The sequence below is a fragment of the Halomonas sp. MCCC 1A11062 genome (assembly GCF_021404355.1).
GTDB lineage: Bacteria > Pseudomonadota > Gammaproteobacteria > Pseudomonadales > Halomonadaceae > Halomonas > Halomonas aerodenitrificans.
Genome location: NZ_JABFTW010000008.1, coordinates 182,324 through 206,031, shown reverse-complemented (window position 1 = coordinate 206,031; position 23,708 = coordinate 182,324). Strand labels below are relative to the sequence as shown.

The window sequence follows — 23,708 nt, the reverse complement described above, 5'->3', positions numbered from 1 at the left end:
GTCATGGCGGAACCTGGACATCACGGAGTGCCTCATGCCCAGGCGGGCGAGTTCGACAATGCGGAGCTGGTTCACCCCAAGTCCTTCATCGGCAAGTACGTGTGGAGCCAGGATGCCAAGGTGATCGCCATCCAGTACGGCCTGACTGCCATTGCCATCGGGCTGGTGGCACTGGTGCTGTCGATCCTGATGCGCTTGCAGTTGGGCTTTCCCAACACCTTCGCGCTGATCGATCCCTCGAGCTACCTGCAGTACGTCACCATGCACGGCATGATCATGGTGGTCTATCTGCTCACCGCACTCTTCCTGGGCGCCTTCGGCAACTACCTGATCCCCTTGATGTGCGGGGCGCGGGACATGGCCTTTCCTTATCTCAACATGCTGAGCTACTGGTTCTATCTGGCGGCGGTGCTGATCCTGGTGGCGAGCTTCTTCGTGCCCGGCGGAGCCACGGGGGCGGGCTGGACGTTGTATCCGCCCCAGGCGATCAGTCCCGGCACTCCGGGGATCGACGGCGGCATTCTGCTGATGCTGGCGTCGCTGGGGGTGTTCATCGCCGGCTTCACCATGGGCGGGCTCAACTACGTGGTCACGGTGCTGCAGGCGCGCACCCGCGGCATGACGCTGATGCGCCTGCCGCTGACCATCTGGGGCATCTTCATGGCCACGGTGATGGCGCTGCTGGCCTTTCCGGCACTGCTGGTGGCGATCCTGATGATGCTCTGCGACATGCTGCTGGGCACCAGCTTCTTCATGCCGGAGATGCTCAACCTCGGCGAGCAGTCCACCCACGCCGGTGGCAGCCCCTTGCTCTATCAGCATCTGTTCTGGTTCTTCGGCCATCCGGAAGTCTATATCGTTGCGCTGCCGGCCTTTGGTATCGTCTCCGACATCCTCGCCACTCACGCGCGCAAGAACATCTTCGGCTACCGCATGATGGTCTGGGCGATCATCATCATCGGTGTGCTCAGCTTCGTGGTCTGGGCTCATCACATGTTCATCAGCGGCATGAATCCCTACTTCGGCTTCCTGTTCGCCACCACCACGCTGATCATCGCGGTGCCCACGGCGATCAAGGTCTACAACTGGGTGCTCACGCTGTGGCGCGGCAACATTCGCATGACGGTACCGATGCTGTTCGCCATCGGTTTCATCTTCACTTTCGTCAACGGTGGGCTCAGCGGGCTGTTCCTGGGCAACGTCACCGTCGACGTGCCGCTAGCGGATACCTACTTCGTGGTCGGCCATTTCCACATGGTGATGGCGGTGGCGCCGGTGCTGGTGGTGTTCGGCGCGATGTACCACTGGTACCCCAAGATCACCGGGCGCATGCTCGACGACACCCTGGGCAAGATCCACTTCTGGGTCACCTTCCTGGGCACTTACGCGATCTTCTATCCGATGCACTTCATGGGTTTTGCCGGCGTGCCGCGCCGCTACTACGGCTACGGCGAGACCGCCTACATTCCTGATTCGATTCAGACCCTCAATGCCTTCATGAGCGTGGCGGCAATCATCGTCGCGCTGGTGCAGCTGGTGTTCTTCTACAACCTGATACGCAGCTATTTCCGCGGCCGCGAAGCGGGGCCCAATCCCTGGCAGGCGACTACCCTCGAGTGGCAGACGGAGCACACCCCGCCACGCCACGGCAATTTCGGCGCCGAGCTGCCGGTGGTCTATCGCTGGGCCTACGATTACGGCGTGCCTGGCGCCAAGCATGACTTCATTCCCCAGAACATGCCGCCCGATGAGGTCGAAAAGGTCGATCCGATGAGCCAGGAGGCGGCACAAGGGAGGCTGCCGACATGACGGTGACGCTGGTGTTTCTGGCCGTGATGATGGCGCTGTTCGGCGGCTGGCTGTTCAGTCATTCGATCAACGTGCGCCCTTGGGAGGCACAGGGCGCCAGTACTCAGCGCAGCCAACTGCCCCCTGCGATGACCGCTCCGCGCGTCGGCCTGGCGGTGTTTCTGGCGGTGGCCACGTTGACCATCAGCGCCTACCTGATGCGACAGGAGATGGGCCACGACTGGCGCCCACTGGCAGTGCCCGGTCTGCTGTGGTGGAACAGTGCCTGCCTGGTGCTCGGCAGTGTGGCGCTGCAGTCCGCCTGGCAGGCCGCGCGACGTGACAATGCAGTGCGGTTGCGGCGAGGCCTGCTGGTGGGTGGTGGTTTTACCATCGCCTTCATTTTGGGCCAGGCGCTGGCCTGGTGGCAGCTGCAGGCCAGAGGAATCTACCTGGCCGCTAACCCGGCTAACGCCTTCTTCTTCCTGCTCACGGCGCTGCACGTCCTGCATCTATTGGGCGGGTTGTTTGCCTGGTCGCGCAGCCTGTTCCGCCTGCAGCGGGGGGCCACACCGCGGGAGATGCTGCCCAGCGTCGAACTGTGTGCGCTGTACTGGCATTTCCTGCTGCTGGTATGGGGGATTCTCTTCGTGCTGCTGCTGACTACATGAGGACAGGATCATGGCCACTCCGCATCCCGGCAGTCCGCTGTCGCCACAAGAGATGAACCGTCCGACGCCTCAGGCGGGCATGGCCGGCCTGGTCAACGACTGGGCGGCAGAACGCCGTGTGTTCGACATGCCCTGGGGCAAGACGATGATGTGGCTGTTCATCCTCAGCGATGTGTTCATCTTCGCCTGTTTCCTGGTCGGCTACATGGTGTTGCGCATATCGACCGTGGAGCCCTGGCCGGATGCCAGTGAAGTGTTCGCCCTCACCGTGGGCGGCCAGTCGATCCCGCTGCTGCTGATCGCCATCATGACCTTCATCCTGATCTCGAGCAGCGGCACCATGGCGCTGGCGGTGAAGTACGGCTATGCCAAGGACCGCCGCAAGACGGCCGTGCTATTGCTCGTCACTGCGCTGCTCGGGGCGGTCTTCGTCGGTATGCAGGCCTTCGAGTGGAGCATTCTCATCGGTGAGGGCGTTCGTCCCTGGGAGAATCCTTGGGGAGCGGCGCAGTTCGGTGCGGTGTTCTTCCTGATCACCGGCTTTCACGGCACCCATGTGACCATCGGCGTCATCTTCATCGTGATCATGGCGGTCAAGGTCATGCGCGGCTCCCTGGAAGGGAGCCGTCCCGGCTTCCTCACCGGCCGCAAGGGCAACTACGGGATGATCGAAAGCCTGGGGCTCTACTGGCACTTCGTCGACCTGGTTTGGGTCTTCATCTTCGCGTTCTTCTATCTGTGGTAGGGGGCACCATGGACCAAGGCAGCCATCAACAGCCCGCACTGCGCGTCTACCTGCGCGTATGGATCTGGCTGTTCGTGCTAAGCGTGTTTTCGTATCTTGTGGATCTCTCAGGACTCGAAGGCCTGCCAAAATGGGGGTTGATCACCCTGTTCATGCTGCTCAAGGCCGGGCTGATCGTGGCCTTCTTCATGCATATGGCCTGGGAGCGTCTGTCAATCGTCTATACGGTGCTGGTACCGCCGGCGGTGCTGCTGTTCCTGGCGGCCCTGATGGCGCTGGAAGCCGACTATACGCTGAGTTCACGCCTGGGTATCTTGTTCAACTGATGCGGCAGGAGCACGCCTTTCGAGCGTAACGCGCTGCGCTCGGGGGCGCCGTTTGCCTGTGCCCGGCTGGACGCCATGCGGCAGCCATTGCACAGTAGGGGCCTGACATGACGCATTGGGAGGCCGCGTGAAGCTCGTCATCGGTAACAAGAACTACTCTTCATGGTCGCTCAGGCCCTGGTTGTTGCTGCGCATGCACGGCTTGGCGTTCGAGGAAATCCACATCCCCCTGTCGCAGGACACGACTCGGGAGGCGCTGGCCGCTCACACTCAGGCGGGCAAGGTGCCGGTACTGCACGATGGCGAGCTGACCGTTTGGGACTCGCTGGCGATCTGCGAGTACCTTTCCGAGTGTTACCTGTCGGGGGCCGGCTGGCCGGCGTCGCGGCATGAGCGAGCCGAAGCGCGCGCGCTCAGCGCCGAGATGCATGCCGGCTTCGTCGAGCTGCGAACCTGCATGCCGATGAACTGCCGCGCCAGCGGACGACGGGTATCGATCAGCGAGACCCTCGAGGCAGAGATCAGGCGGATCGAGCAGATCTGGACCCAGGGCAGCGAGCGCTACGGGCACCGCGGTCCCTGGCTCTTCGGCGAGTTCTCCATCGCCGACTGCATGTTCGCACCGGTGGCGTTTCGTTTTGCCAGCTACGGCGTGAAGCTCTCACCGTCTGCCGAAGCCTACCGCCAGACGCTGCTGCGCTCGGCGCCGATGCAGGAGTGGGCCGAGCAGGCCAGGGCGGAGCCCGAAGTGATCGAAAGCGCCGAAGTCGGCGCAGCTTGACCCGAGGCGTTCCGACAGGGGCTTTCGCCGGCACGGCGTAGCATGCTTGAATGCCGTACCGTTTCCCGCATCCCTCTGGAAAGAGCGTCATGGCCTTCGGTTCTTCTACACGTATCAACAAATACATCAGTGAAAGCGGTTTGTGCTCCAGGCGCGAAGCCGACCGCTATGTCGAACAGGGCAACGTGTGGCTCAACGGCAAGCGTGCCAAGACGGGAGACCAGGTCTTTCCCGGCGATGAGGTCAAGGTCAACGGTCAGCTCATCGAACCCCAGGAAGCCGAAGATCTCGTGTTCATTGCCCTGAACAAGCCTGTGGGCATCGTCAGTACCACCGAGCCGAGCGAGAAGGACAACATCGTCGACTTCGTCAAGCATGGGGTACGTATCTTTCCCATCGGCCGGTTGGACAAGGATTCCCAAGGGCTGATTTTCCTTACCAACAACGGTGATCTGGTCAACAAGATCCTGCGAGCTAGCAACAATCATGAAAAGGAGTATCGGGTCACCGTCGACAAGCCGATTACCGATGAATTCGTCGAGGGGATGGCTTCAGGTGTCCGCATCCTCGGAGAGGTGACCAAGCGCTGCAAGGTCGTCAAGGAGTCGACCTTCGTTTTCAACATAACGCTGGTGCAGGGGTTGAATCGTCAGATCCGGCGGATGTGCGAAAAATTCGGTTACGAAGTCACCAGGCTCGAACGCATACGCATCATGAACGTGTCGCTCAAGGGGCTGGCATTGGGAGACTGGCGCGACCTGACCGCGAAGGAGGTCGACACCATCATTGCCTTGACCGAGAGTTCCAGTTCAGATGCCTCGCCCAAGAGCAGGAAACCATCGCCTACCAGGGTAGCCAACAAGGGCAAGACGGGGCAGGCCGCGAAGGGAGCGGCGGCCACGGCGAGGCGGGACGCCAAGGGCAGGTCGTCTGCGAGCGGTCGCGCGAAGGGTAAGACCGCTGCGGGAAAAGCGGCAAAAGCTGGAGCCGCCGGCAAGGGAGGCGGCGCGAAGCCGGCAGCCAATGCCAGAAACAAGAAGTCGCTGCACGGGAAACCCAAGCCGGCCGGTGGTCAGAGCGGAAAGGGGGGCAAACCCCGCCGCACGAAGCCGGGCCGCTGAGTCCACCGATCCTACGTTGCCAACCGACCTTACGTTGCCAACCGACCCTGTATTGCCAACCGACGCGAGTATGACTCCACCATGTCCCGGACGACGCGCCTTCTCGACCTGCTGCAGATACTGCGGCGTCACCGCTGCCCGGTGAGTGGTACCGCGCTGGCGCAGGAACTGGGGGTCTCGTTGCGTACCCTGTATCGCGACATCGCTTCGCTGCGTGCCATCGGCGCCGAGATCGAAGGCGAGCCGGGTATGGGCTATCGACTCGAGCCGGGCTTGATGCTGCCGCCGCTGATGTTTTCCGAGGAAGAGATCGAGGCGCTCACGCTGGGGTTGCGTTGGGTGCAGCGGCGAGCCGACGACGGCCTCGCGAACGCAGCGGGCGATGCGCTGGCCAAGGTGGCGGCAGTGCTGCCCGGCGAGCACAGGCATCGAATGCAGGACTCTGCGCTGCTGGTGGGACCAGGTTGGGAGAGACGCCAACACGTCGATCTCGAGGAGCTGCGCCGGGCCATTCGTCATCAGTCCAAGCTGCGCATTCTTTACTCGGACCAGCATGGCAGGCGTTCGGAGCGAGTCATCTGGCCCTTCGTGATCGCCTTCTTCGAATCGGCGCGTATCGTCGCCGCCTGGTGTGAGCTCAGGCAGGCGTTTCGCAACTTCCGTGCCGACCGTATCGAGGCCGCCACTGCCACGGGGGAGCGTTACGCCCGGCCGCGGGCGGTACTCGAGCGCGAGTGGTTGAGCACCCTGCTGCCAGAATCTGTCAGCGATGGGGCCTATCCTGCCTGTGACACACACCACAAGAGGGAGCGGAACATGCAGGAAGAGATCGTCTTTTACACCAACCCCTGGTCCCGGGGTGGCATCGTGCACTGGATGCTGGAAGAGCTGGGGCAGCCCTATCGCATGGAGGTGATCGAGTACGGTCCGCCGATGAAATCGCCCGAGTATCTTGCCATCAATCCCATGGGCAAGGTGCCGGCCATACGCCATGGCAACACCGTCGTCACCGAGGCGGCCGCCATCTGCGCCTATCTGGCTGAGGCGTTCCCTGAGGCCGGTCTGTTGCCGACGCCCGAAGGTCGAGGCGACTACTACCGCTGGCTGTTCTTCACAGCCGGGCCGCTGGAGATGGCGATATCTCTGAAGTCCGCCAATTTCACCTTGAGCTCGGAGCAGCAGATGCAGTTCGGCTGCGGCAGCTGCGAGACGGCGGTCGACACCCTGGCCAAGGCGGTAGCGGGACGGCGTTACATTGCCGGCGACAGCTTCACCGCCGCCGACATCTATGTCGGCTCCCACATCGGCTGGGGCATGCAGTTCGGCACGCTGGACAGGCGCCCGGAGTTCGAAGCCTACTGGAATGGCCTCAAGGATCGGCCCGCTCATCGTCGCACGGAAGAGGCCATTGCCAAGGCCATGCCTGCCGAACCGACTCCGAGCGGCTAGTCGGCATTCATGACTCGGCAATACAGGAGTTCAGTTGAGTTTGCCAGGCGTACTCATGCATGACGGTGATCCCACCGCCCGACTGAGTCGGGAGGGTGGCGGGTGAGCCGGACCCGGCAAGCGTGCCGTCGTGCCGATCAGGGCGCGACGGCACGCATCGAGGCACTCGACGTGCTGCGCGGCGTGGCGCTGCTCGGCATTCTGGTGATGAACGTTCAGGCGTTCGCGATGCCTCAGGCTGCCTATCTGAACCCGACCGCCTGGGGGCGGCTCGAAGGCATCGATCTGGCGGTCTGGCTCACTGGGCACGTGCTGGCCGATCAGAAGATGATGGCGCTGTTCGCCATGCTGTTCGGGGCCGGTATCGTGCTCTCCGCCGAGCGGACCGAGGCGGCTGGCAAGCGGGCCTGGCCGCTGCACAGTCGGCGCTACGCCTGGCTGATACTGTTCGGTATCGCCCACGCCTATCTCCTCTGGTACGGCGACATTCTCTTCACCTTTGCCGTCTGTGCGCTGGTGCTCTTTCCCCTCCGTCACCTTGCTCCGTCGCGGCAGCTGGCGCTGGGCGTCGTGCTGCTGGCAGTGACCTCGCTGCTGTTTCTGGCCTTCGATGCGACGGTGCCGGCATGGTCGGAAGCGGACCGCCAGACGTTCATGGCCGAATGGCAGCCATCCGCAACGCAGCTGGCGGGCGAAGTCGAGCGTTACCGCAGCGGCTGGTGGCAGCAGCTTCCCCAGCGAGCCGAAATGGCCTTCGAGATGCAGACTTTTACCCTGCTTATCTGGGGTCTGTGGCGAAGCGCGGGATTGATGCTGATCGGTATGGCGCTGTTCCGGTGGGGTATCCTGACCGGCCGGGCCAGCCGCAGGACCTATCTCTCGCTGTTGGCTGTCGCCTTGCTGCTGGGCGTGCCCACGATCCTCTACGGTGTGCATTGGAACTTTGCCAACGCCTGGGGCCCGCGTTCGATGTTCGTGGGCACCCAGTTCAACTACTGGGGCAGCGTGCTGGTTGCCTTCGGCTGGGTGAGCGTCGTGATGCTGTTGCTGCGAGCCAATGCCATAGGGCGCCTGCGGCTACGGCTGGCAGCAGTGGGGAGGACCGCCCTCAGCCAGTACATCCTGCAGAGCGTGATCTGCAGCCTGATCTTTTATGGCCACGGTCTGGGCATGTTCGGGCACGTCGAGCGCAGCGGCCAGATGCTGATGGTGATGGGCATCTGGCTGCTGCAGCTATGGCTGGCGCCGCTGTGGCTGCGCCATTTCCGCTATGGGCCGCTCGAGTGGCTGTGGCGCTCGCTGACCCGGGGCCAGCGACAGCCCTGGCGGCATTGAGCGATCAGGGCAGCTCCTTGCCGCCTTGGGGATCGGAGGCGTCGTAGTCCTGAGTGTCGTCGGGCGGCGAGCCGGGCTCGAGCGAGGTCTCGTGTTCGTAGTCGCGGGCGGCGCGGATGGCTTCGGGCTCGCTGTCGTGGCGGGATATCTCCTGTGGCTGGTCGGGGTCGGTCACGTCGACCACCCGCCAGCCGCTGACCAATATCGCCTCCTGGGTCTCCCGCTGTATCGGCTCGACTTTTGCGGTACGCGTCATGGCATCCTCCATGCTGGTGAGTCCATTCACTACCCACCATGGCAGAGGAAACGCCGAATGGCTAACGGGGGCCGTGAACCTCGCCGTTTACGCTTGACCGGCACCCTGGCGGCGTCCATACAGGAAGAGGGCAAGGGCAGTTATCCAAGACAGGAGGTCGTGATGAGAAAACTGTTAGGACTCGCGGTTGCCTGGTGGTTGCGCAAACCGGAGAATCGCGCGAGGCTGAAGCGCAAGGGCAAGGAAATGCTCACTGGCTTTCGCCGCCGTGGCGGCTCGTCCGCCCGGCGTGAGCAACGCCGTCACCCTTGAGGTCTTTCATCGCTGCCCCGGCTTCACCCGAAGCCGGGGCACAGTCCAATTTTTGCCGTTGGTCATGAGGTCGAAACATGAGCCGCCGCATGAAGAGCCCTGCAGCGGCTCGCAATCGCCAGCCGATCCTCGACGTGCTGAGCAGGATCCTGCCCGAGCGGGCGACTATTCTCGAAGTCGCCAGCGGCAGTGGCGAACATGGCGTGCACTGCGCCGAGGCCAGGCCGGGCTGGACTTGGCAGCCCAGCGACCCCAATGCCGAGGCGCGGGGCTCCATCAGCGCCTGGCGCGAGAGCGCCGGGCTCGACAATCTTCGTGAACCGCTGCTGCTGGACGTCACCGGGATCTGGCCCGCAGGCCCTTACGATGCGGTGGTGGCGATCAACCTCATCCACATCTCGCCATGGGAAGTGTGCGAGGCGCTGATGGCGCGCTCCGCAGAGCGGCTGCGCCAGGGGGGCGTGCTATACCTCTACGGCCCCTATCGGCGCGATGGGCGCCATACTGCGCCCAGCAACGAGGCCTTCGATGCCGACCTCAAAGCGCGCGATCCGCGCTGGGGCGTGCGTGACCTGGAGCAGGTGGTCGGCGAGGCGCAGCAACACGGCTTCGTGCTGGAGCAGGTCGTCGAGATGCCGGCCAACAATCTCAGCGTGGTGCTGCGCCTGCATCCTTGAGCTGCATCTCTCAATCCTCTCTTCTGTTCTCTTCGATCTGGCCCGGCACCCGATAGCGTACGCCTTCGGCCTGACGATCGTCTTCATAGCGCCGGGTTTCCTCTTCGGCGGGAATGCCCCAGAGGGTCTGGCGGCTGCCGTCGTCGTAGGTGTAGGTGGTGCAACCTGCAAGCACAACGAGGCCAGAAAGCGTGGCGATACGCAGAATGGATGACACGTGGCGTCCCTTCGATGGGTGGTAGGTGGATATGCGGCCAGCCTGAGGCCAGGCCGCACGGTCGTCAAGAGGCAAACGGCTTCATCCCGACCACCCCAGCATGATTGGCACGTAGACCACCAGCAGGAGCACGCCGATCAGCCCCAGCATATAGGGCAGGATGGCCCGCGTGATGCGCTCCAGCGGCAGTTGGGTCACGGACGAGGCGACGTACAGGTTGATCGCCACCGGCGGCGTGATCATGCCGATGGCCAGCCCCATCACGATGACGATGCCGAAATGGATCGGGTCGATGCCGAGCTGCAGCACCAGCGGCAGCAGTACCGGGGTGAGGATGATCAGGGCACTGGCGGTTTCGATGAACACGCCGGTGAGCAGGATCACCGCGACGATGAGCAGCATGATCACGTAGGGGTTGGTGGAGAGCGACAGCACGGCCTGGGCGATGGCGCCCGGCACCTGCCAACTGGAGAGGGTCCAGCTCAGCACCGCCGAGGTGGCGATGACCAGCATGATCACCGCGGTGGTGATCGCCGAACGGATCAGGATGCGGTAGACGTCGCCGAGCGAGAGATCGCGATAGACGAACAGCGAGACCAGCAGGGCGTAGTTGACCGCCACCACCGCTGCTTCGCTCGGCGTGAAGATGCCCGAGAAAATGCCGCCCAGGATGATCACCGGGGTCATCAGGCCCCAGCTTGCACTCTTGAAGGTACGCCAGATGGTCGTAAGCGACAGCGCGGTGCCGCGTGGGTAGTTGCGCCGGTAGGCCTGGGTGATGGCGATGGCCGCCAGCCCGATGCCCATCAGGATGCCCGGTACGATGCCGTTGAGGAACAGCTTCGACACCGACTGCTGGGCGACTACGGCGTAGATGATCATCGGCACCGAAGGCGGGATCACCACGCCGATGGTGCCGCTGGCGGCGATCAGGCTGGCCGCCGAAGCGGGATCGTAACCCTTGCGCTTGAGTTCCGGCACCAGACTCGAGCCCACCGCCGCGGTGGTGGCGGCACCTGAGCCGGAAATGGCGGCGAAGAACATGCCGGCTCCCACCGATACCAGCGAAAGCCCGCCCTTGAGGAAGCCGAACAACGAGTCGGCGAAATCCACCAGCTTTTCGCTGACCTTGCCCTGGGCCATCAGATCGCCGGCGAGGATGAACATGGGTACCGCCACCAGGGCGAAGGAGTTGATGCCCTGGAACATCTGCTGCGTCACCACCATCAGCGGGACGCCCTGAGCGTTGAGTGCCAGCAGCGTGCTGGCGCCGATGGCCAGGGCAATCGGCACGCCGAGCAGCATGAAGGCGAAGAACAGTACGAACAGTAGCGCCGTCATGGCGGTGGCTCCTCGGCCGTGCTGCTGCCGGTGTCGGCCGCCTGAGGCCCCTTGACGATGAGCTCGATCGCGTCGATCAGGGCGTACCAGGCCATGATGGCGGCCGAAATGGGGATCACGGCATACACGTAGGTCATCGACAGCCGCAGCGAGGCGGAGCGCTGGAAGCTCTGCACCTGCATGTAGCGGTAGCCGATCACCACCAGGGCGAGCATGAAGCCCAGCGCCACCAGCACCGCGGCGATGCGCGCCAGCTGTGCCAGGCGAGCGGGCAGGGCGTCGACGACGAAGGTCACGGCGATATGGCGACCGCGCTGGAAGGCCAGCGTGGATGCCAGGAAGGTGATCCACACCAGCAGGAAGCGGGCGACCTCTTCGGTCCAGCCGACGGCGGTGAAGAGGGTGCGCGAGACGATCTGCAGCGTGATCACGCCGATCAACGCCGCCATGCCCAGAAACACGATGGGCTGGATGACGGCGTCGAGGGCGCGTTCGCTACGCTGCAGCAGGCCCGTGAGGGCGTGCAGCGGTGAACTCACTTATTCCAGTGCCTCCAGGATGCGCGGCAGGTAGTCGCCGAACTGATCGCCGTACTTCTCGTAGACCGGACGCACGGCAGCCTGGAACGCCTCGAGATCGGCATCGTCGATGATCTGCATGCCGGCGGCACGCAGTTCGTCGAGCTGGCCGGCTTCCATCTCGGCATTCACACGGCGCTCATGCTCGGCAGCCTCCTGGGCGGCTTGTACCAGCACTTCCTGGGCGGCTTCGGGCAGCTGATTCCAGGCCGGCATGCCCATGACGAAGATGGCAGGCGCGTAGGTGTGGCGCGACAGCGTCATGTGGTCCTGGGTTTCTTGCAGCTTGAACGAGTGAATGACGTTGACCGGATTCTCCTGGCCGTCGATGGTGCCCTGCTGCATGGCCGTGAGGGCTTCGGTCCAGGCCATGGGAATGGCATTGGCGCCGAGTTCACGGAAGGTGTCGGTGTAGACGGGGTTTTCCATCACACGGATGCGCAGGCCGTTGAGGTCTTCTGGCGAGCGGGCCGGGCGTTCGCTGTTGGTCAGGTTGCGGAAGCCGCGTTCGGCATAGGCCAGGCCCTTGAGGTTGACCTCGGCCAGTTTGTCGAGCAGCTCCTGGCCGATGGGGCCGTCGAGCACTTCGTAGGCGGCTTCCGGCGAGGGGAACAGGAAGGGCAGTTCGAAGACCGCCATCTCCTCGACGAAGTTGGCTACCGGGCCGTTGGTGATCACGCCCATGTCGACGGTGCCGATCTGCATGCCCTCGAGCAGGGTGCGCTCGTCGCCCAGCGAGGCATTGGGGTAGATGTCGACGGAAACGGCGCCTTCGGTGCGCTCGGCGACCAGCTCCTGGAACTTCACCGCGGCAATGTGGAAACCATCCTGCTCGTTGACCACGTGGGCCAGACGCAGGGTGACGGGATCCATGTCGGCGAATTCGGAGGCCTGGGCGGTGGAAACCAGCGCAAGAGAGATGCCGAGTGCCAGCGTGCTGCGTGCAAAGATCTTCATTTTTTAATTTTCCTTTGTCGGTTCGATCCGCTCAGGAGCATGCCCCAGCCAACTCGACAGGGTCAATCGTAACGCTGACATTGCGTAACAGAGTTGTCGTCAAGGTTGGGGCGAGGGCGCGGACCGGTCCGCGCCTGCATTTCGAGGCAGTTCACAGCAGACGGTACATGACGTAGGCGTCGATCAGCCCCTGGGTGGGGTGGCGAAAGGCGCAGGGCAGGGTACCGACGATCTCGAAGCCGTGTTTCTGCCATTGGCGAATGGCGATCTCGTTGGTCGATACCACCATGTTGAACTGCATGGCGGTGAAGCCCAACTCACGCGCCACCCGCAGGGAATCCTCGCACAGCTTGTTGGCGATACCCTGACCCCGGGCGTGCTCGGCCACAAGATAGCCGCAGTTGCACACGTGGTCGCCGGGGCCGGGTTGGTTGGGCTTGAGATAATAGGTGCCGAGCAGGTTGCCGGCACTGTCTTCGGCCACTCGAACCGCACGCGGCAACTCCACCCACATGCGGTAGGCGTCGGGCTCGCTGATCCGACTCGGCACGGCATAGGTGTCGCCGGCGTGGAGCACCGGAGCGATGAAGTCCCACATGGCGGCCCAGTCGCCGGACTGATAAGGGCGAATGCGGATCATGGTCTCCTCCTTGATACCTGGCATCGGCCCCGATTTTACGTCATGTCAGCGTGGAAAGATCGCTCATGCGCTTCATATCGGACCAACGAGATGCTTCACCGCCAGATAGGCTGAAAGCCCCCAGGGTCCCAGCTCGCGGCCGATGCCGCTGCGCTTGAAGCCGCCCCAGCCGGTTTCGGGCAGTACCAGCTGTTCACCGTTGAGCCATACACTGCCAGCCTGAAGTTGCCTGCCGATGCGCACGGCCCGCTGCCGGTCGGCGCACACCACGGTTGCCGCCAGACCGAAGTCGCTGGCATTGGCCAGTTCGATTGCCTCCGCTTCGCTGGCCACGCTGCGGGCGCATAGCACCGGGCCGAAGATCTCCTCCTGCCACAGGCGGCTCGTGGTCGGTACGTCACGCAGCAGCGTCGGGGCGACGAAATATCCTTTGGCGGGTAGCTGCCGGTGGCTGGCGTCGCGTACTGCCCGGAGCCCCTCCCGTTCGGCGACGGCGAGATAGGCCAGCACGTTCTCGCGCTGGCGGGCGCTGGTCAGCGGCCCCATGTCGGTGCCCTCGGTCTGGGGATCGCCCAGCGTCAGTGCGTCGATACGTGAGGCAAGCGCGGCATAGAGCGGTTCGGCGATGGCTTCGTGAACCAGCAGGCGCGAGGTGGCCGAGCAGATCTGGCCGGCATTGAAGTAGATGCCGGCCATGACCCAGTCGGCGGCCTGCTCGGGATCGGCGTCCTCCATCACCAGGATCGGCGATTTGCCACCTAGCTCCAGTGAGACGTCGGCGGTGCGTTCGGCGGCGGCGTGCATCACCGCTTCGCCGACCCGATTGCTGCCGGTGAAGGAAACCTTGTCGATGCCTGGGTGAGCGGCCAGCGGTGCGCCGATCCCGACGCCATCCCCAAACAGCAGATTGAGCACGCCGGTCGGTAGCCCGATCTCCAGGGCGATCTCCGCCAGCGCACGTTCGGGCAGCGGGGTCACCTCGGACGGCTTGAGCACCGCGGTACAGCCCGCGGCAAGCGCCGGAGCGAGCTTCCAGGCGCTGGTCACCAGAGGAAAGTTCCACGGCGTGATCAGCCCCACCACGCCTACCGGATCGTGGTAACAGCGCGCCTCGACGCCTGCCATTTCGAGCTCCACCAGCCGGCCCTGGCGTTGGTCGAGCTCCCGTGCCTGACCGGCGTAGTAGCGATAGCAGGCGATGGCGTCGTCGAGGTCGATGCCGGCCTCGGCTAGCACCTTGCCGTTGTTGGACGAGGAGAGTCGTACCAGCTCGTCGCGACGGCGAGCCAGGGCATCGGCGAAGCGTTCCAGATAGTCGGCTCGCTCGGCACCGCTGAGCGCGCGCCAGGCCGGCAGGGCACGCTGCGCCGCGGCCACGGCATCGTCTACATCGTCCGGATGGCCGGCGCTGACTTCGGCGATGACCACCTCGCGATAGGGATCCATCACCGGCAGGCAGCGCTCGCCACGGGAGGGCGTCCAGCGGTTGTCGATGAACTGTTGATCCAGCTGTTGCATGGCGCTTCTCTCTGTCAGTGGAGATCGTCAGTGGAGATCGTCAGTCGAGGTCGCAGCCTGCTGCCAGGCGTCGGCATTCACTTCGACAAGCAGGGGCGCGTCGAGCGGTCGCGAAGCGAGTGCCTGGGCCAGGCCGGCCGGATCGCCCACCCGCACCGCCTGGCAGCCGAAGCCGGCGGCGACCACCTGAAAATCCGGCGCCTGGATGTCGACGCCGCAACGCGTGACGCCCTGGGCGTCCATGTAGCGACGGATCTCCTCGTAGCCCTGGTTGTGCCACAGTACGATCACGACCGGTAGGCACTCTTCCACGGCGGTAGCAAGTTCGCTGAGGGTGAACATCACGCCGCCGTCGCCGACCAGGGCCACCACGGGAAGCGTCGGCTGCCCAAGCTGGGCACCCAGCGCGGCCGGCAGGCCGTAGCCCAGGGTGCCGTAGCCAGTGGAGGCGTTGAAGAAGCGCCGTGGCGCGGGTTGCGAGACCAGGTGATTGCCGGCATAGACCGGTGCGGTGGAGTCGCCGACCAGGAGTGCCTGGGGCAGAACCTCCTGCAGCGTGGCGTAGAGCGGCACGAAGGGAGCGAAGGCCGGATCGTTGTTCAGATCGAGCGCGGCCAGGGCGTCCGCAGTGCGCTGGGTGCCGCCGCGTGACAGCGGCTCAGGGAAGTGCTCCGCCAGCAGCGCCAGCGTGCGCCCGGCATCGGCCACCAGGCCCAGCGAGACCTGCTGGTTGCGCACCAGTTGCTGGGCATCGAGGTCGATGCGGATCAGCCGACCGCGCAGTTCGAAGCCGTCGTCGAACACCACGTCGTAGTCGGTCTCGCCCAGCTCGGTACCGACGGCGAGAATCACGTCGGCTTCACGGGCCAGCTCGCGCACGGCGGGCAGCGCCGCATTGGCGCCCAGGTCGAGAGGGTGGGCGCGACCCAGCACGCCCTTGGCGTTGATGGTGGTCGCCGTGGGCGCATCGAGGCGCTCGACCAGGGCTCTGGCAGCAGCGGGGTCATCGACACAGCCGCCGCCCAGCAGCACCAGCGGGCGTTTCGCTGCGCGCAGCCAGTCGGCGGCCAGGACCAGCCCTTCGGGGTCCGGTGCCGGGCGGAACAGGCGCGCCGGTGGCGGCAGTTCCGCCAATGCCACTGGAGCATCGAACAGATCGATGGGAATCTCGAGATGCACCGGCCCAGGCCGCTGGCCCTCGAACACGGCGAAGGCCCGGGCCAACACCTCCGGCAGGGCGCTCGGGTCGAGCAGGGTATGGCTGAAGCGCGACACCCCCGCCATCAGCTGCTGTTGGCTCGGCAGCTCGTGCAGCCTGCCCTGGCCGCGGCCCAGGGTGTCGCGGCGGCTGACGCTGGAGATCACCAGCATCGGAATGGAGTCGGCCAGGGCCTGGCCCATGGCGGTGGCGATGTTGGTCATGCCGGGGCCGGTGATGATCAGGCATACGCCGGGCCTGCCGGTGGCGCGGGCATAGCCGTCGGCCATGAAGCCGGCACCCTGCTCGTGACGCGGCGTGACATGACGCATGCCGCTGCCCTCGAGGCCGCGGTAGAGCGCCACGGTATGCACACCGGGGATGCCGAACACGGTATCGACAGCGTAGCGTTCGCGTAGCAGCGTCAGCAGCAGTTGGGCACAGGTCATCGTTTGTCGGGTCATCGCGAACCTCAGAAGAAGAAGGTGTGGGCCATGAAGGCGATGATCGGCAGCGTGATGGCCGTGCGCAGCAGGAAGATGGCGACCAGCTCCCACAGCTTGAGCGGTATCTTCGACTTCAACAGCAGGGCGCCGATCTCCGACATGTAGATGAGCTGCGTCAGCGACAGGCAGGCGATCACGAAGCGGGTCAGTTCGCTCTCGATGTTGGTTGCCAGCACCGCCGGCAGGAACATGTCGGCGAAGCCCACCAGGGTGGCCGGTGCCGCCGCCTGGGCCTCGGGAATGCGCAGCAGTTCGAGCACCGGCACCATGGGGTAGGAGAGCCAGGTGAACAGCGGGGTGAATTCGGCCAGTATCAGTGCCACGGTGCCGATGGCGAATACCAGCGGCAGCAGGGCGAGGAAGATGTCGGCGACGTTGAACAGTGCGTTGCGGGCGAGTTCCCTGGGGCCCGGAGCGCGCTCGGCGCGGCGCACCGCCTGGGTCAGGCTGTAGCGCAGCAGACCCATCTCCTCGGTGCGCTTCTCGGCCAGTTGGCAGCCCACCGGCTCGTAGTAGGTATCGGGCTTGCGCGACAGCGGCGGCAGGCGCGGGACGATCACCGCCGCGATCAGGCCGGCCACCACCACGGTGAAGTAGAACTGGATGAACATGTGGTTGAGGTCGACGAAGCTGGTGATCAGCAGGCTGAAGGCGATCGAGACGATGGAGAAGTTGGTGGCGATCACCGAGGCTTCACGGCGGTTGTAGAAACCCTTCTCGTACTGCTGGGTGGTGATCAGCACGCCCACGGTGCCGGAGCCCATCCACGAGGCGGTGGCATCGATGGCACTGCGGCCGGGCAGGTTGAAGATCACCCGGAACGGCTTGCGCACCAGGCTGCCGATGAACTCCATGAAACCGAATTCGACCAGGAACGGCAGCAGCAGGGCGGCGAAGAAGAAGAAGGTCAGCAGCACCGGCGCCAGGTCGTTGAGCATCACGCCGCCGGTGAACGAGGCAGTGACGAACTCCGGCCCGAACTGGAAGAACGTCATCAGGGCGAAGGCCGCCCCCAGGATGCGCATGCCGAACCACACCGGGCCGACATGGAACATATCGCGCATCACACCTTTCTCGGCCCAGCTTGGATGGGTGAGCTTGATCCAAGTGGTGGCCAGCACGGAGAGCACCAGCACGATGACGGCAATGGCCGGCAGGGCGCCGTCGAGCAGCGCCTTGAGGCCGTCCGCCATGAAGCCCATGCCGATGTTGATGGTGTCGCCGATCTGGAAGGGGATCAGAAACAGACCGACCCCAAGCGCTGAGGGAATCAGGAATTTGAGCAGATTGTTGCGCTCGAAAGGGGTTTCCTCGGTGCGGGTTCGGTGTGTCGTGTCGGTAGAGGACATACGGGTATCCCTATGTTTGTCGTTGTGGGGGGGTTGTCGTTGTAGGGGGTGGTAGGGGGTGGTCGCGACGCTCTCGTATCAGTCGCGACGCTTCACGCCGGGCAGTACGCACAGCATTTCGTAGAGCAGGGTGGCGCCCATCAGCGCCGTGTTGCCGCTGGGGTCGTAGGGCGGTGAGACCTCGACCAGATCGCCACCGATGATGTTGAGTCCGGTCGCGCCGCGCACGATCTCCAGCCCCTGGGCCGAGGTCAGGCCGCCCATCTCGACGGTGCCGGTGCCGGGGGCGACCGAAGGGTCGAGGCCGTCGATGTCGAAAGTGACGTAGACCGGGGTATCGCCCATCTGCCTGCGAACCTCTTCCATCAGCGGCGCCAGCGAGCGGTACCAGCACTCTTCGGCGGTGACCACGCGGAAGCCCTGCTGGCGACACCAGTCGAAGTCCTCGGCGGCGTAGCCGGTGCCGCGCAGGCCGATCTGCACCACCTTGCCGTGGGCCAGCAGGCCCTCTTCCTGGGCGCGGCGAAACGGCGTGCCGTGGGCGATGGGCTCGCCGAACATGTGCTCGTTGACGTCGGCGTGGGCGTCGATGTGGATCAGCCCCACCGGGCCGTGCTTCTTGGCGATGGCGCGCAGGATCGGCAGGGTGATGAGATGATCGCCGCCCAGGGTCAGCGGGATGCAGCCGTGGGAGAGCACCTCGTCATAGAAGGCGCTGATGATGTCCACGGTCTTGGGCAGGTGAAAGGTGTTGATCGGCACGTCGCCGATGTCGGCCACCTGCAGGCTGTCGAAGGGCGCGGCACGGGTGGCCATGTTGTAGGGACGCAGCATGCGCGACTCGTCGCGGATCTGGCGCGGCCCCAAACGCGTGCCGGGGCGATTCGAGGTGGCGATGTCCAGCGGTACGCCGATGAAGGCGACGTCCAGCCCTGCGGCACTGGGCTGGGTGGGCAGGCGCATCATGGTGGCGGGGCCGCCGAAGCGGGGCATCTCGTTGCCGCCAAGCGGCTGGTTGAAATCGGCCATGCTGGGCTCCTGATGGTTGGAAGTGTCATCCCTCACTCATCAGGTCTAGCAGGTTTCGTGCCAGCCGGAGCTCGCGCTGTCACGGGGCCTGTCAGGGCATGTGATGCAAATTCGAATCGTCAGTGGCGCTGCGGTGATGCAATAATGCATCCTTGATTCATTCATGCATCGGCTGGGTATCCTGATGAGCGACATCGACCGCGCGGTGGTGAGTACCATCGTCGAGACGGCCAACGACCACTTCTTCATCGTCGACGGCGACGGGCGGGTACTCGACGTCAGCCCTGGCGCGGCGGCGGTTTACGGCCTGCCGCGGGAGCAACTGGTCGGCAGCACGGTGCAGCAGCTGGAGGCGCAGGGCGTACTCCGGCCCTCCATCAGCCTGGAGGTGATCCGCACCGGCAGGCCGGTACAGCTGATGCAGGTGACGGGAACCGGCCGGCGAGTGATCGCCGAGGCGCACCCGGTGCATGTCGATGGCAGGCTCGAGCGCATCGTCAGCCGCTCCCGGGACCTGACCGATCTGCAGCTGCTGCAGGACGAATATGCGCTACTGCAGAAGCGTTTCAGCGAACACCTCAAGCGCAGTGGGGTCGGTGCTGGTCACGAGGATGGCCAACTGGACGAGGCGATGGGCAGCCTGGAGGTGCGCAGCGACGTGATGCGGGAGCTGGCGCTGCTGCTCAAGCGCGTGGCGCCTTCGGATGCCACGGTGCTGCTGCTCGGCGAATCGGGGGTCGGCAAGAGCGCCTTTGCCAAGCAGCTGCATCGCTGGAGCCGGCGGCGGCAGGGGCCGTTCATCGAGGTCAACTGCGGGGCGATTCCCGAGAACCTGTTCGAGTCGGAGATGTTCGGCTATCAGCCCGGCGCCTTCAGCGGGGCGGCGCGCCAGGGCAAGGCGGGACTGTTGGAGCAGGCCGAGGGCGGTACCCTGTTCCTCGACGAAATCGGCGAGCTGCCGCTGCCCATGCAGACCAAGCTGCTCAAGGTGATCCAGGACGGCAGCGTGCTGCGCCTGGGCGATACCCGGCCGCGGCGGGTCGATTTTCGTCTGGTGGTGGCGACCAATCAGGATCTGGCCAGGCGCGTGGAAAGCGGTGGCTTTCGCCTCGACCTCTACTATCGCGTCAACGTCATTCCGGTCACCATCCCGCCGCTGCGTGAGCGCCGCGAAGACATCCCGGCGCTGGCCGAGGCATGTCTCGAACGCCTCAATCAGCGCTATGGCCAGCGTAAGCTGCTGCACGGCAGCGTGTGGCCGGAGCTGATGGGGGGCGACTGGCCGGGCAACGTCAGAGAGCTGGAAAACTGGCTTGAGCGCGCCTGGCTGTCGAGCCCGGACGATTCGATCCATTCGCCGACACGGGGCTACGTTTCATCCGTGACGCCGACGTCTTCACACGCAGAGACGACGCAGCCGGCCGAGCTGACCGAGAACGAAGGACTCTCCGCTTACCTGGCCCGGGTCGAACGCGAAGTGCTTCAGTCGCTGTGTCGGTCGCTCTCCAGCACCTATGCCATCGCCGAGCGGCTGGGGATCAGCCAGCCCAGCGTGGTGCGCAAGCTCAAGCGGCATGGGCTCAGGATCGAGCGCCGGGCCGATTGAGCTCGATGTCACGAGGTCGTGACGGGGAACACTGTCTATAGTGGTTTGGGTGAGTAACGCCTTCCGTTCCGTTTCGACCTTGGAGCTACCCATGCCCCGCACAACCTATAACAAGATCGCCGCCATCGCGACCGGCCTGGTCCTTGGCGCCAGCGTCATGCTTCCTGCCGCCCACGCCGACGACTACTACGCCGGTCAGACCATTCGCATGATCATTCCTTTCTCGCCGGGTGGCGGGACGGATACCTTCGGCCGGCTGATCAGTCAGCATCTGGGCCGTCATATCCCCGGCAGCCCCACCATCGTATCCGAGAACGTCACCGGTGCCGGCGGTCTGCTGGGCAGTAACGAATTCGCCGAGCGGGTCGACCATGACGGTCTCACTCTGATGACCGCCTCGGGCCACCTGAACCTGCGCGCCTTCCTCGGCTTGCAGGGGCTCAGGCTCGACCTCGACGCGCTGGAGCCGGTGGTGGCCGCGCCCATGGGGCACGTGACGGCCATCTCCACCCAGGCAGGCATCGACGACCCGGCCGACCTGCTCGAGGCGCAAGGCCGGCTGACCAAGGGCATCACCGATCCCGTGGGTCTGCTCGAGTCGCTGGTAGCGCTGGAGATGTTCGAGCTGAATTACCGCGCGGTACCCGGCTACGGCGGCCGCGGCGATACGCGCATTGCCTTCGAGCGTGGCGAACTGATGATCAACACTCAGAGCACGCCGGCCTATCTCAACAGCGTACAGCCGCTGGTGGACGAGGGGATGGCCATGCCGCTCTACGCCATCGGCTTCATCGATGGCGAGGGCAATCCGCAGCGCGACCCTGCCGTACCGGACATGATCACCGCCCCTGAGCTCTACGAGCAAATCCACGGCGAGATGCCTTCCGGCACCATCTGGGAGGCCTTCAAGGTCACCGTGCCGCTGGTGCAGAACACCCGCGGTACCGTCTGGGTACATGGCGATATCCCCGACGAGGCGATGGCGGCCCTGCAGGCGGGGGTCGAGGCCATGGTCAACGACCCGGAGTTCCAGGAGGCCAGTGCCAACATCCTCGAGGGCTACGAGATCATGTGGGGTGACGACCTGGGGCAGATCAAGGCTTCGATGGATGCCGCCTCACCGGAAGTTCTCGACTACCTGCGCGACATGCTGAACGAGCGCTTCGGCACCGAGTTCAACTGAGATGCCTGCATGCGACGAGCCGCCCGGGGTTTCGGGCGGCTCGTCGCGTGCACGGGCTTTGACATGAGGTGCTCATGCTGGATGCGTTCGTCAATGCGTTCTGGATTCTGCTCGACCCCTTTCGCCTGTTGATGCTCTTTTCCGGGGTGGCGATCGGTATTGCCGTGGGAATTCTGCCCGGACTGGGTGGGCTGATGGGGATGGCGCTGGTACTGCCGTTCCTGTTCGGCATGGATGCCTACGCCGGGGTGGCCCTGCTCATCGGTATTGCGGCGGCGGTGCCCAGCGCCGATACGTTTCCCTCGGTGCTGATGGGCATTCCCGGCTCTTCCGGCTCTCAGGCCACCATCATGGACGGCTATCCGATGGCCCGCCGAGGCGAGGCCGCCAGGGCGCTGGGGGCGGCCTTCACGGCGTCGCTGATCGGCGGCCTGATCGGGGCGCTGGCGCTCTCCGCCGTGGTGCCCTTCGCGCGCCCGCTGATTCTCGCCTTCGGCTCACCCGAGCTGTTCATGCTGACCCTGCTGGGGCTCTCCATCATAGGTGTGCTGTCGGGCAATCGACCGCTCAAGGGCATGCTGGCGGCAGTCGCGGGGCTGGCCATCGGCACCGTCGGCGGCGCGCCGGTGGCGGCGGAATATCGCTTCGCGGGGGACTTTCTCTACCTCTACGACGGGCTGTCGCTGGTCATCGTGGCGCTGGGGCTGTTCGCGCTGCCGGAGATCGTTGACCTGCTGGCCCGTGGCGGTGCCATTGCCGAGCGGGCTCGCGGCCTCGGCCACGGCTGGATGGATGGGGTACGCGACACGCTGAGGCACAAGTGGCTGGTGATTCGTCATAGCGTGATCGGCGTGGTTATCGGTGCCATTCCCGGCATGGGGTCATCGATCATCGATTGGGTCAACTACGGCATCGTGGCCCAGACCAGCAAGGATCGCAGTCGTTTCGGCAAGGGCGACGTGCGCGGCGTGATCGCCCCCGAGAGTGCCAACAACGCCAAGGAAGGCGGTGTGCTGATGCCGACCCTGCTGTTCGGCGTACCGGGCTCTTCGGCCATGGCGATGCTGCTGGGGGCGCTGATGATCTTCGGCGTTCAGCCCGGCCCGCAGATGCTGACCCGCGATCTCGACCTGGTGTTCGTCATCATCTGGTCGCTGGCGCTGGCCAACGTCTTCGGTACCTTCATCTGCCTGTTGCTGTCACGGCCCATCGCACGGCTGACCTTCGTGCCGTTCCACTACATCGCCCCGGTCATCATCGTCATCGTGATCGTCGGCGCCTGGCAGGAGACCCGGCACTGGGCCGATCTGGCTTTCCTGCTCGGCTTCGGGCTGCTGGGCTGGTTGATGAAGCGCAGCGGCATGCCGCGTCCGCCGCTGCTGATCGGCTTCATTCTCAGCGGCCTGGCCGAGCGCTATCTGTGGATGTCCTACAACCTCTACGACTGGGAATGGCTGACGCGTCCCGGCGTGCTGACGATCGGCGCGCTGGCGGTGGCGCTGATAGTGGCCAGCGTCAGGCTCAAGCGCAACACCAGCCAGCGGGTCGAGGCGATACAGGCGGCCGAGAGACCCGAGATCGACAAGGAGAGCCGCCCATGAAAGCCCGCTTGATCGGCATCTTCACCCGCCATCTGCAGACGCCATTCGTGCTTTTCGTGCTGGTGGGGTTGGTGGCCGTGCTGACGATCAGCCAGTCGTTCTCGCTCGGAGCGAGGCTGTTTCCCACCGTGGTGGCCGCGCTGGGCATCCTGCTGGCGCTGCTGGAGCTGGGGCGACAGTGGCTGCGGCGGGGGGCGCGGGAGGCCAGCGATTACACCGACCTGGGCGACGAGGACGACAGCCCGCTGTTCTTCGCCAAGGGGCTGCTGTTCTTCGCCTGGATGCTCGCCTTCGTGGTGCTGTTTCTTGGCATCGGTGCTTTGCCGGCAGCCGGGCTGTTCGTGCTGGCCTTGCTCAAGCTTCAGTTTCGCAGCCCCTGGCTGCCTAGCCTGGGGCTTGCCGCCGGTATCGTCATCCTGCTGTGGGGTCTGGGCAAGGTGCTGCAGCTGCGCTGGCCGGCGCCATGGTTGGGCTTTTGAGCGCCGCTGGGCTTATGAGTGTCGCTGGGCTTATGAGCGCCGCTG

The 23,708-nt window shown here is 64.8% G+C and carries 24 protein-coding genes; 14 read left to right on the top strand and 10 right to left on the bottom strand.

Annotated elements, in window-relative coordinates; genetic code table 11:
• The first annotated feature begins 3 nt into the window (after positions 1 to 3).
• From HOP58_RS11315 to HOP58_RS23265, 8 genes are all read left to right on the top strand, one after another.
• Positions 4 to 1,809, top strand: coding sequence for a cbb3-type cytochrome c oxidase subunit I (locus tag HOP58_RS11315; protein WP_234253951.1), 1,806 nt, complete (start codon positions 4 to 6; stop codon positions 1,807 to 1,809).
• The gene (locus tag HOP58_RS11310) at positions 1,806 to 2,459 is read left to right on the top strand and encodes a cytochrome c oxidase subunit 3 (protein ID WP_234260310.1); all 654 of its coding nucleotides are present in this window, start codon (positions 1,806 to 1,808) and stop codon (positions 2,457 to 2,459) included. Before HOP58_RS11315 ends, HOP58_RS11310 begins: the two co-directional genes overlap by 4 nt.
• A 10-nt stretch (positions 2,460 to 2,469) precedes the next feature.
• On the top strand, positions 2,470 to 3,204 hold the full coding sequence (locus HOP58_RS11305) for a cytochrome c oxidase subunit 3 (RefSeq protein ID WP_234260309.1): 735 nt from the start codon (positions 2,470 to 2,472) through the stop codon (positions 3,202 to 3,204).
• An 8-nt stretch (positions 3,205 to 3,212) separates the two neighbouring features.
• Positions 3,213 to 3,530, top strand: coding sequence for a cytochrome C oxidase subunit IV family protein (locus HOP58_RS11300; RefSeq protein ID WP_010628437.1), 318 nt, complete (start codon positions 3,213 to 3,215; stop codon positions 3,528 to 3,530).
• A 127-nt stretch (positions 3,531 to 3,657) separates the two neighbouring features.
• Positions 3,658 to 4,311: a glutathione S-transferase family protein gene (locus HOP58_RS11295; RefSeq protein ID WP_234253954.1), complete on the top strand. Its 654-nt coding sequence runs from the start codon at positions 3,658 to 3,660 to the stop codon at positions 4,309 to 4,311.
• 89 nt (positions 4,312 to 4,400) lie between these two features.
• The gene (rluF, locus tag HOP58_RS11290) at positions 4,401 to 5,432 is read left to right on the top strand and encodes a 23S rRNA pseudouridine(2604) synthase RluF (protein WP_234260308.1); all 1,032 of its coding nucleotides are present in this window, start codon (positions 4,401 to 4,403) and stop codon (positions 5,430 to 5,432) included.
• 81 nt (positions 5,433 to 5,513) lie between these two features.
• Entirely contained in the window at positions 5,514 to 6,881 is a 1,368-nt protein-coding gene (locus HOP58_RS11285) for an HTH domain-containing protein (protein WP_234253956.1), read from the top strand.
• Positions 6,882 to 6,983: 102 nt separating this feature from the next.
• Entirely contained in the window at positions 6,984 to 8,216 is a 1,233-nt protein-coding gene (locus HOP58_RS23265) for a DUF418 domain-containing protein (RefSeq protein ID WP_234253957.1), read from the top strand.
• A gap of 4 nt (positions 8,217 to 8,220) precedes the next feature.
• Here the strand turns inward: HOP58_RS23265 and HOP58_RS11275 are convergent, their stop codons facing one another.
• Entirely contained in the window at positions 8,221 to 8,472 is a 252-nt protein-coding gene (locus HOP58_RS11275) for a hypothetical protein (protein ID WP_176342829.1), read from the bottom strand.
• 162 nt (positions 8,473 to 8,634) lie between these two features.
• On the opposite strand from HOP58_RS11275, the gene HOP58_RS11270 reads away from it, so the two are divergent.
• Both HOP58_RS11270 and HOP58_RS11265 read left to right on the top strand, forming a co-directional pair.
• Positions 8,635 to 8,784 carry a hypothetical protein gene (locus HOP58_RS11270; protein WP_234253958.1) on the top strand — a complete coding sequence of 50 codons (150 nt, stop codon included), beginning with the start codon at positions 8,635 to 8,637 and terminating at the stop codon, positions 8,782 to 8,784.
• A gap of 89 nt (positions 8,785 to 8,873) precedes the next feature.
• On the top strand, positions 8,874 to 9,461 hold the full coding sequence (locus HOP58_RS11265; RefSeq protein WP_234260307.1) for a DUF938 domain-containing protein: 588 nt from the start codon (positions 8,874 to 8,876) through the stop codon (positions 9,459 to 9,461).
• Between the two features lie 10 nt (positions 9,462 to 9,471).
• Here HOP58_RS11265 and HOP58_RS11260 read toward each other — a convergent pair whose 3' ends face one another.
• From HOP58_RS11260 to speB, 9 genes are all read right to left on the bottom strand, one after another.
• Positions 9,472 to 9,678 (bottom strand): hypothetical protein, encoded by a 207-nt coding sequence (locus HOP58_RS11260; protein ID WP_010628444.1) that lies wholly within the window; start codon positions 9,676 to 9,678, stop codon positions 9,472 to 9,474.
• Between the two features lie 81 nt (positions 9,679 to 9,759).
• Positions 9,760 to 11,019 carry a TRAP transporter large permease gene (locus HOP58_RS11255; protein ID WP_234260306.1) on the bottom strand — a complete coding sequence of 420 codons (1,260 nt, stop codon included), beginning with the start codon at positions 11,017 to 11,019 and terminating at the stop codon, positions 9,760 to 9,762.
• The gene (locus tag HOP58_RS11250; protein ID WP_085941254.1) at positions 11,016 to 11,468 is read right to left on the bottom strand and encodes a TRAP transporter small permease; all 453 of its coding nucleotides are present in this window, start codon (positions 11,466 to 11,468) and stop codon (positions 11,016 to 11,018) included. The genes HOP58_RS11255 and HOP58_RS11250 overlap by 4 nt, the downstream gene beginning before the upstream one ends.
• A gap of 90 nt (positions 11,469 to 11,558) precedes the next feature.
• A complete protein-coding gene (locus HOP58_RS11245) occupies positions 11,559 to 12,554 on the bottom strand; it encodes a TRAP transporter substrate-binding protein (RefSeq protein WP_234260305.1) in 996 nt (331 codons plus the stop codon).
• A 151-nt stretch (positions 12,555 to 12,705) separates the two neighbouring features.
• Positions 12,706 to 13,194: a GNAT family N-acetyltransferase gene (locus HOP58_RS11240; protein WP_010628448.1), complete on the bottom strand. Its 489-nt coding sequence runs from the start codon at positions 13,192 to 13,194 to the stop codon at positions 12,706 to 12,708.
• A 72-nt stretch (positions 13,195 to 13,266) separates the two neighbouring features.
• Complete coding sequence (locus HOP58_RS11235) at positions 13,267 to 14,712, bottom strand: aldehyde dehydrogenase family protein (RefSeq protein ID WP_234253960.1); 1,446 nt, start codon at positions 14,710 to 14,712, stop codon at positions 13,267 to 13,269.
• Positions 14,713 to 14,739: 27 nt separating this feature from the next.
• Positions 14,740 to 16,359 carry a 5-guanidino-2-oxopentanoate decarboxylase gene (locus HOP58_RS11230; RefSeq protein WP_234260325.1) on the bottom strand — a complete coding sequence of 540 codons (1,620 nt, stop codon included), beginning with the start codon at positions 16,357 to 16,359 and terminating at the stop codon, positions 14,740 to 14,742.
• A gap of 23 nt (positions 16,360 to 16,382) precedes the next feature.
• Positions 16,383 to 17,765 carry a YjiH family protein gene (locus HOP58_RS11225; RefSeq protein WP_234260304.1) on the bottom strand — a complete coding sequence of 461 codons (1,383 nt, stop codon included), beginning with the start codon at positions 17,763 to 17,765 and terminating at the stop codon, positions 16,383 to 16,385.
• 78 nt (positions 17,766 to 17,843) lie between these two features.
• Entirely contained in the window at positions 17,844 to 18,794 is a 951-nt protein-coding gene (gene speB, locus HOP58_RS11220) for an agmatinase (RefSeq protein ID WP_234260303.1), read from the bottom strand.
• A 184-nt stretch (positions 18,795 to 18,978) separates the two neighbouring features.
• On the opposite strand from speB, the gene HOP58_RS11215 reads away from it, so the two are divergent.
• The 4 genes from HOP58_RS11215 (at position 18,979) to HOP58_RS11200 (ending at position 23,663) form a co-directional block, all read left to right on the top strand.
• Complete coding sequence (locus tag HOP58_RS11215; RefSeq protein ID WP_234260302.1) at positions 18,979 to 20,400, top strand: sigma 54-interacting transcriptional regulator; 1,422 nt, start codon at positions 18,979 to 18,981, stop codon at positions 20,398 to 20,400.
• A gap of 91 nt (positions 20,401 to 20,491) precedes the next feature.
• A complete protein-coding gene (locus tag HOP58_RS11210) occupies positions 20,492 to 21,583 on the top strand; it encodes a hypothetical protein (RefSeq protein ID WP_010628454.1) in 1,092 nt (363 codons plus the stop codon).
• A gap of 74 nt (positions 21,584 to 21,657) precedes the next feature.
• Entirely contained in the window at positions 21,658 to 23,184 is a 1,527-nt protein-coding gene (locus HOP58_RS11205; RefSeq protein ID WP_234260301.1) for a tripartite tricarboxylate transporter permease, read from the top strand.
• Positions 23,181 to 23,663 carry a tripartite tricarboxylate transporter TctB family protein gene (locus HOP58_RS11200; RefSeq protein ID WP_234253963.1) on the top strand — a complete coding sequence of 161 codons (483 nt, stop codon included), beginning with the start codon at positions 23,181 to 23,183 and terminating at the stop codon, positions 23,661 to 23,663. The genes HOP58_RS11205 and HOP58_RS11200 overlap by 4 nt, the downstream gene beginning before the upstream one ends.
• Positions 23,664 to 23,708 lie beyond the last annotated feature (45 nt).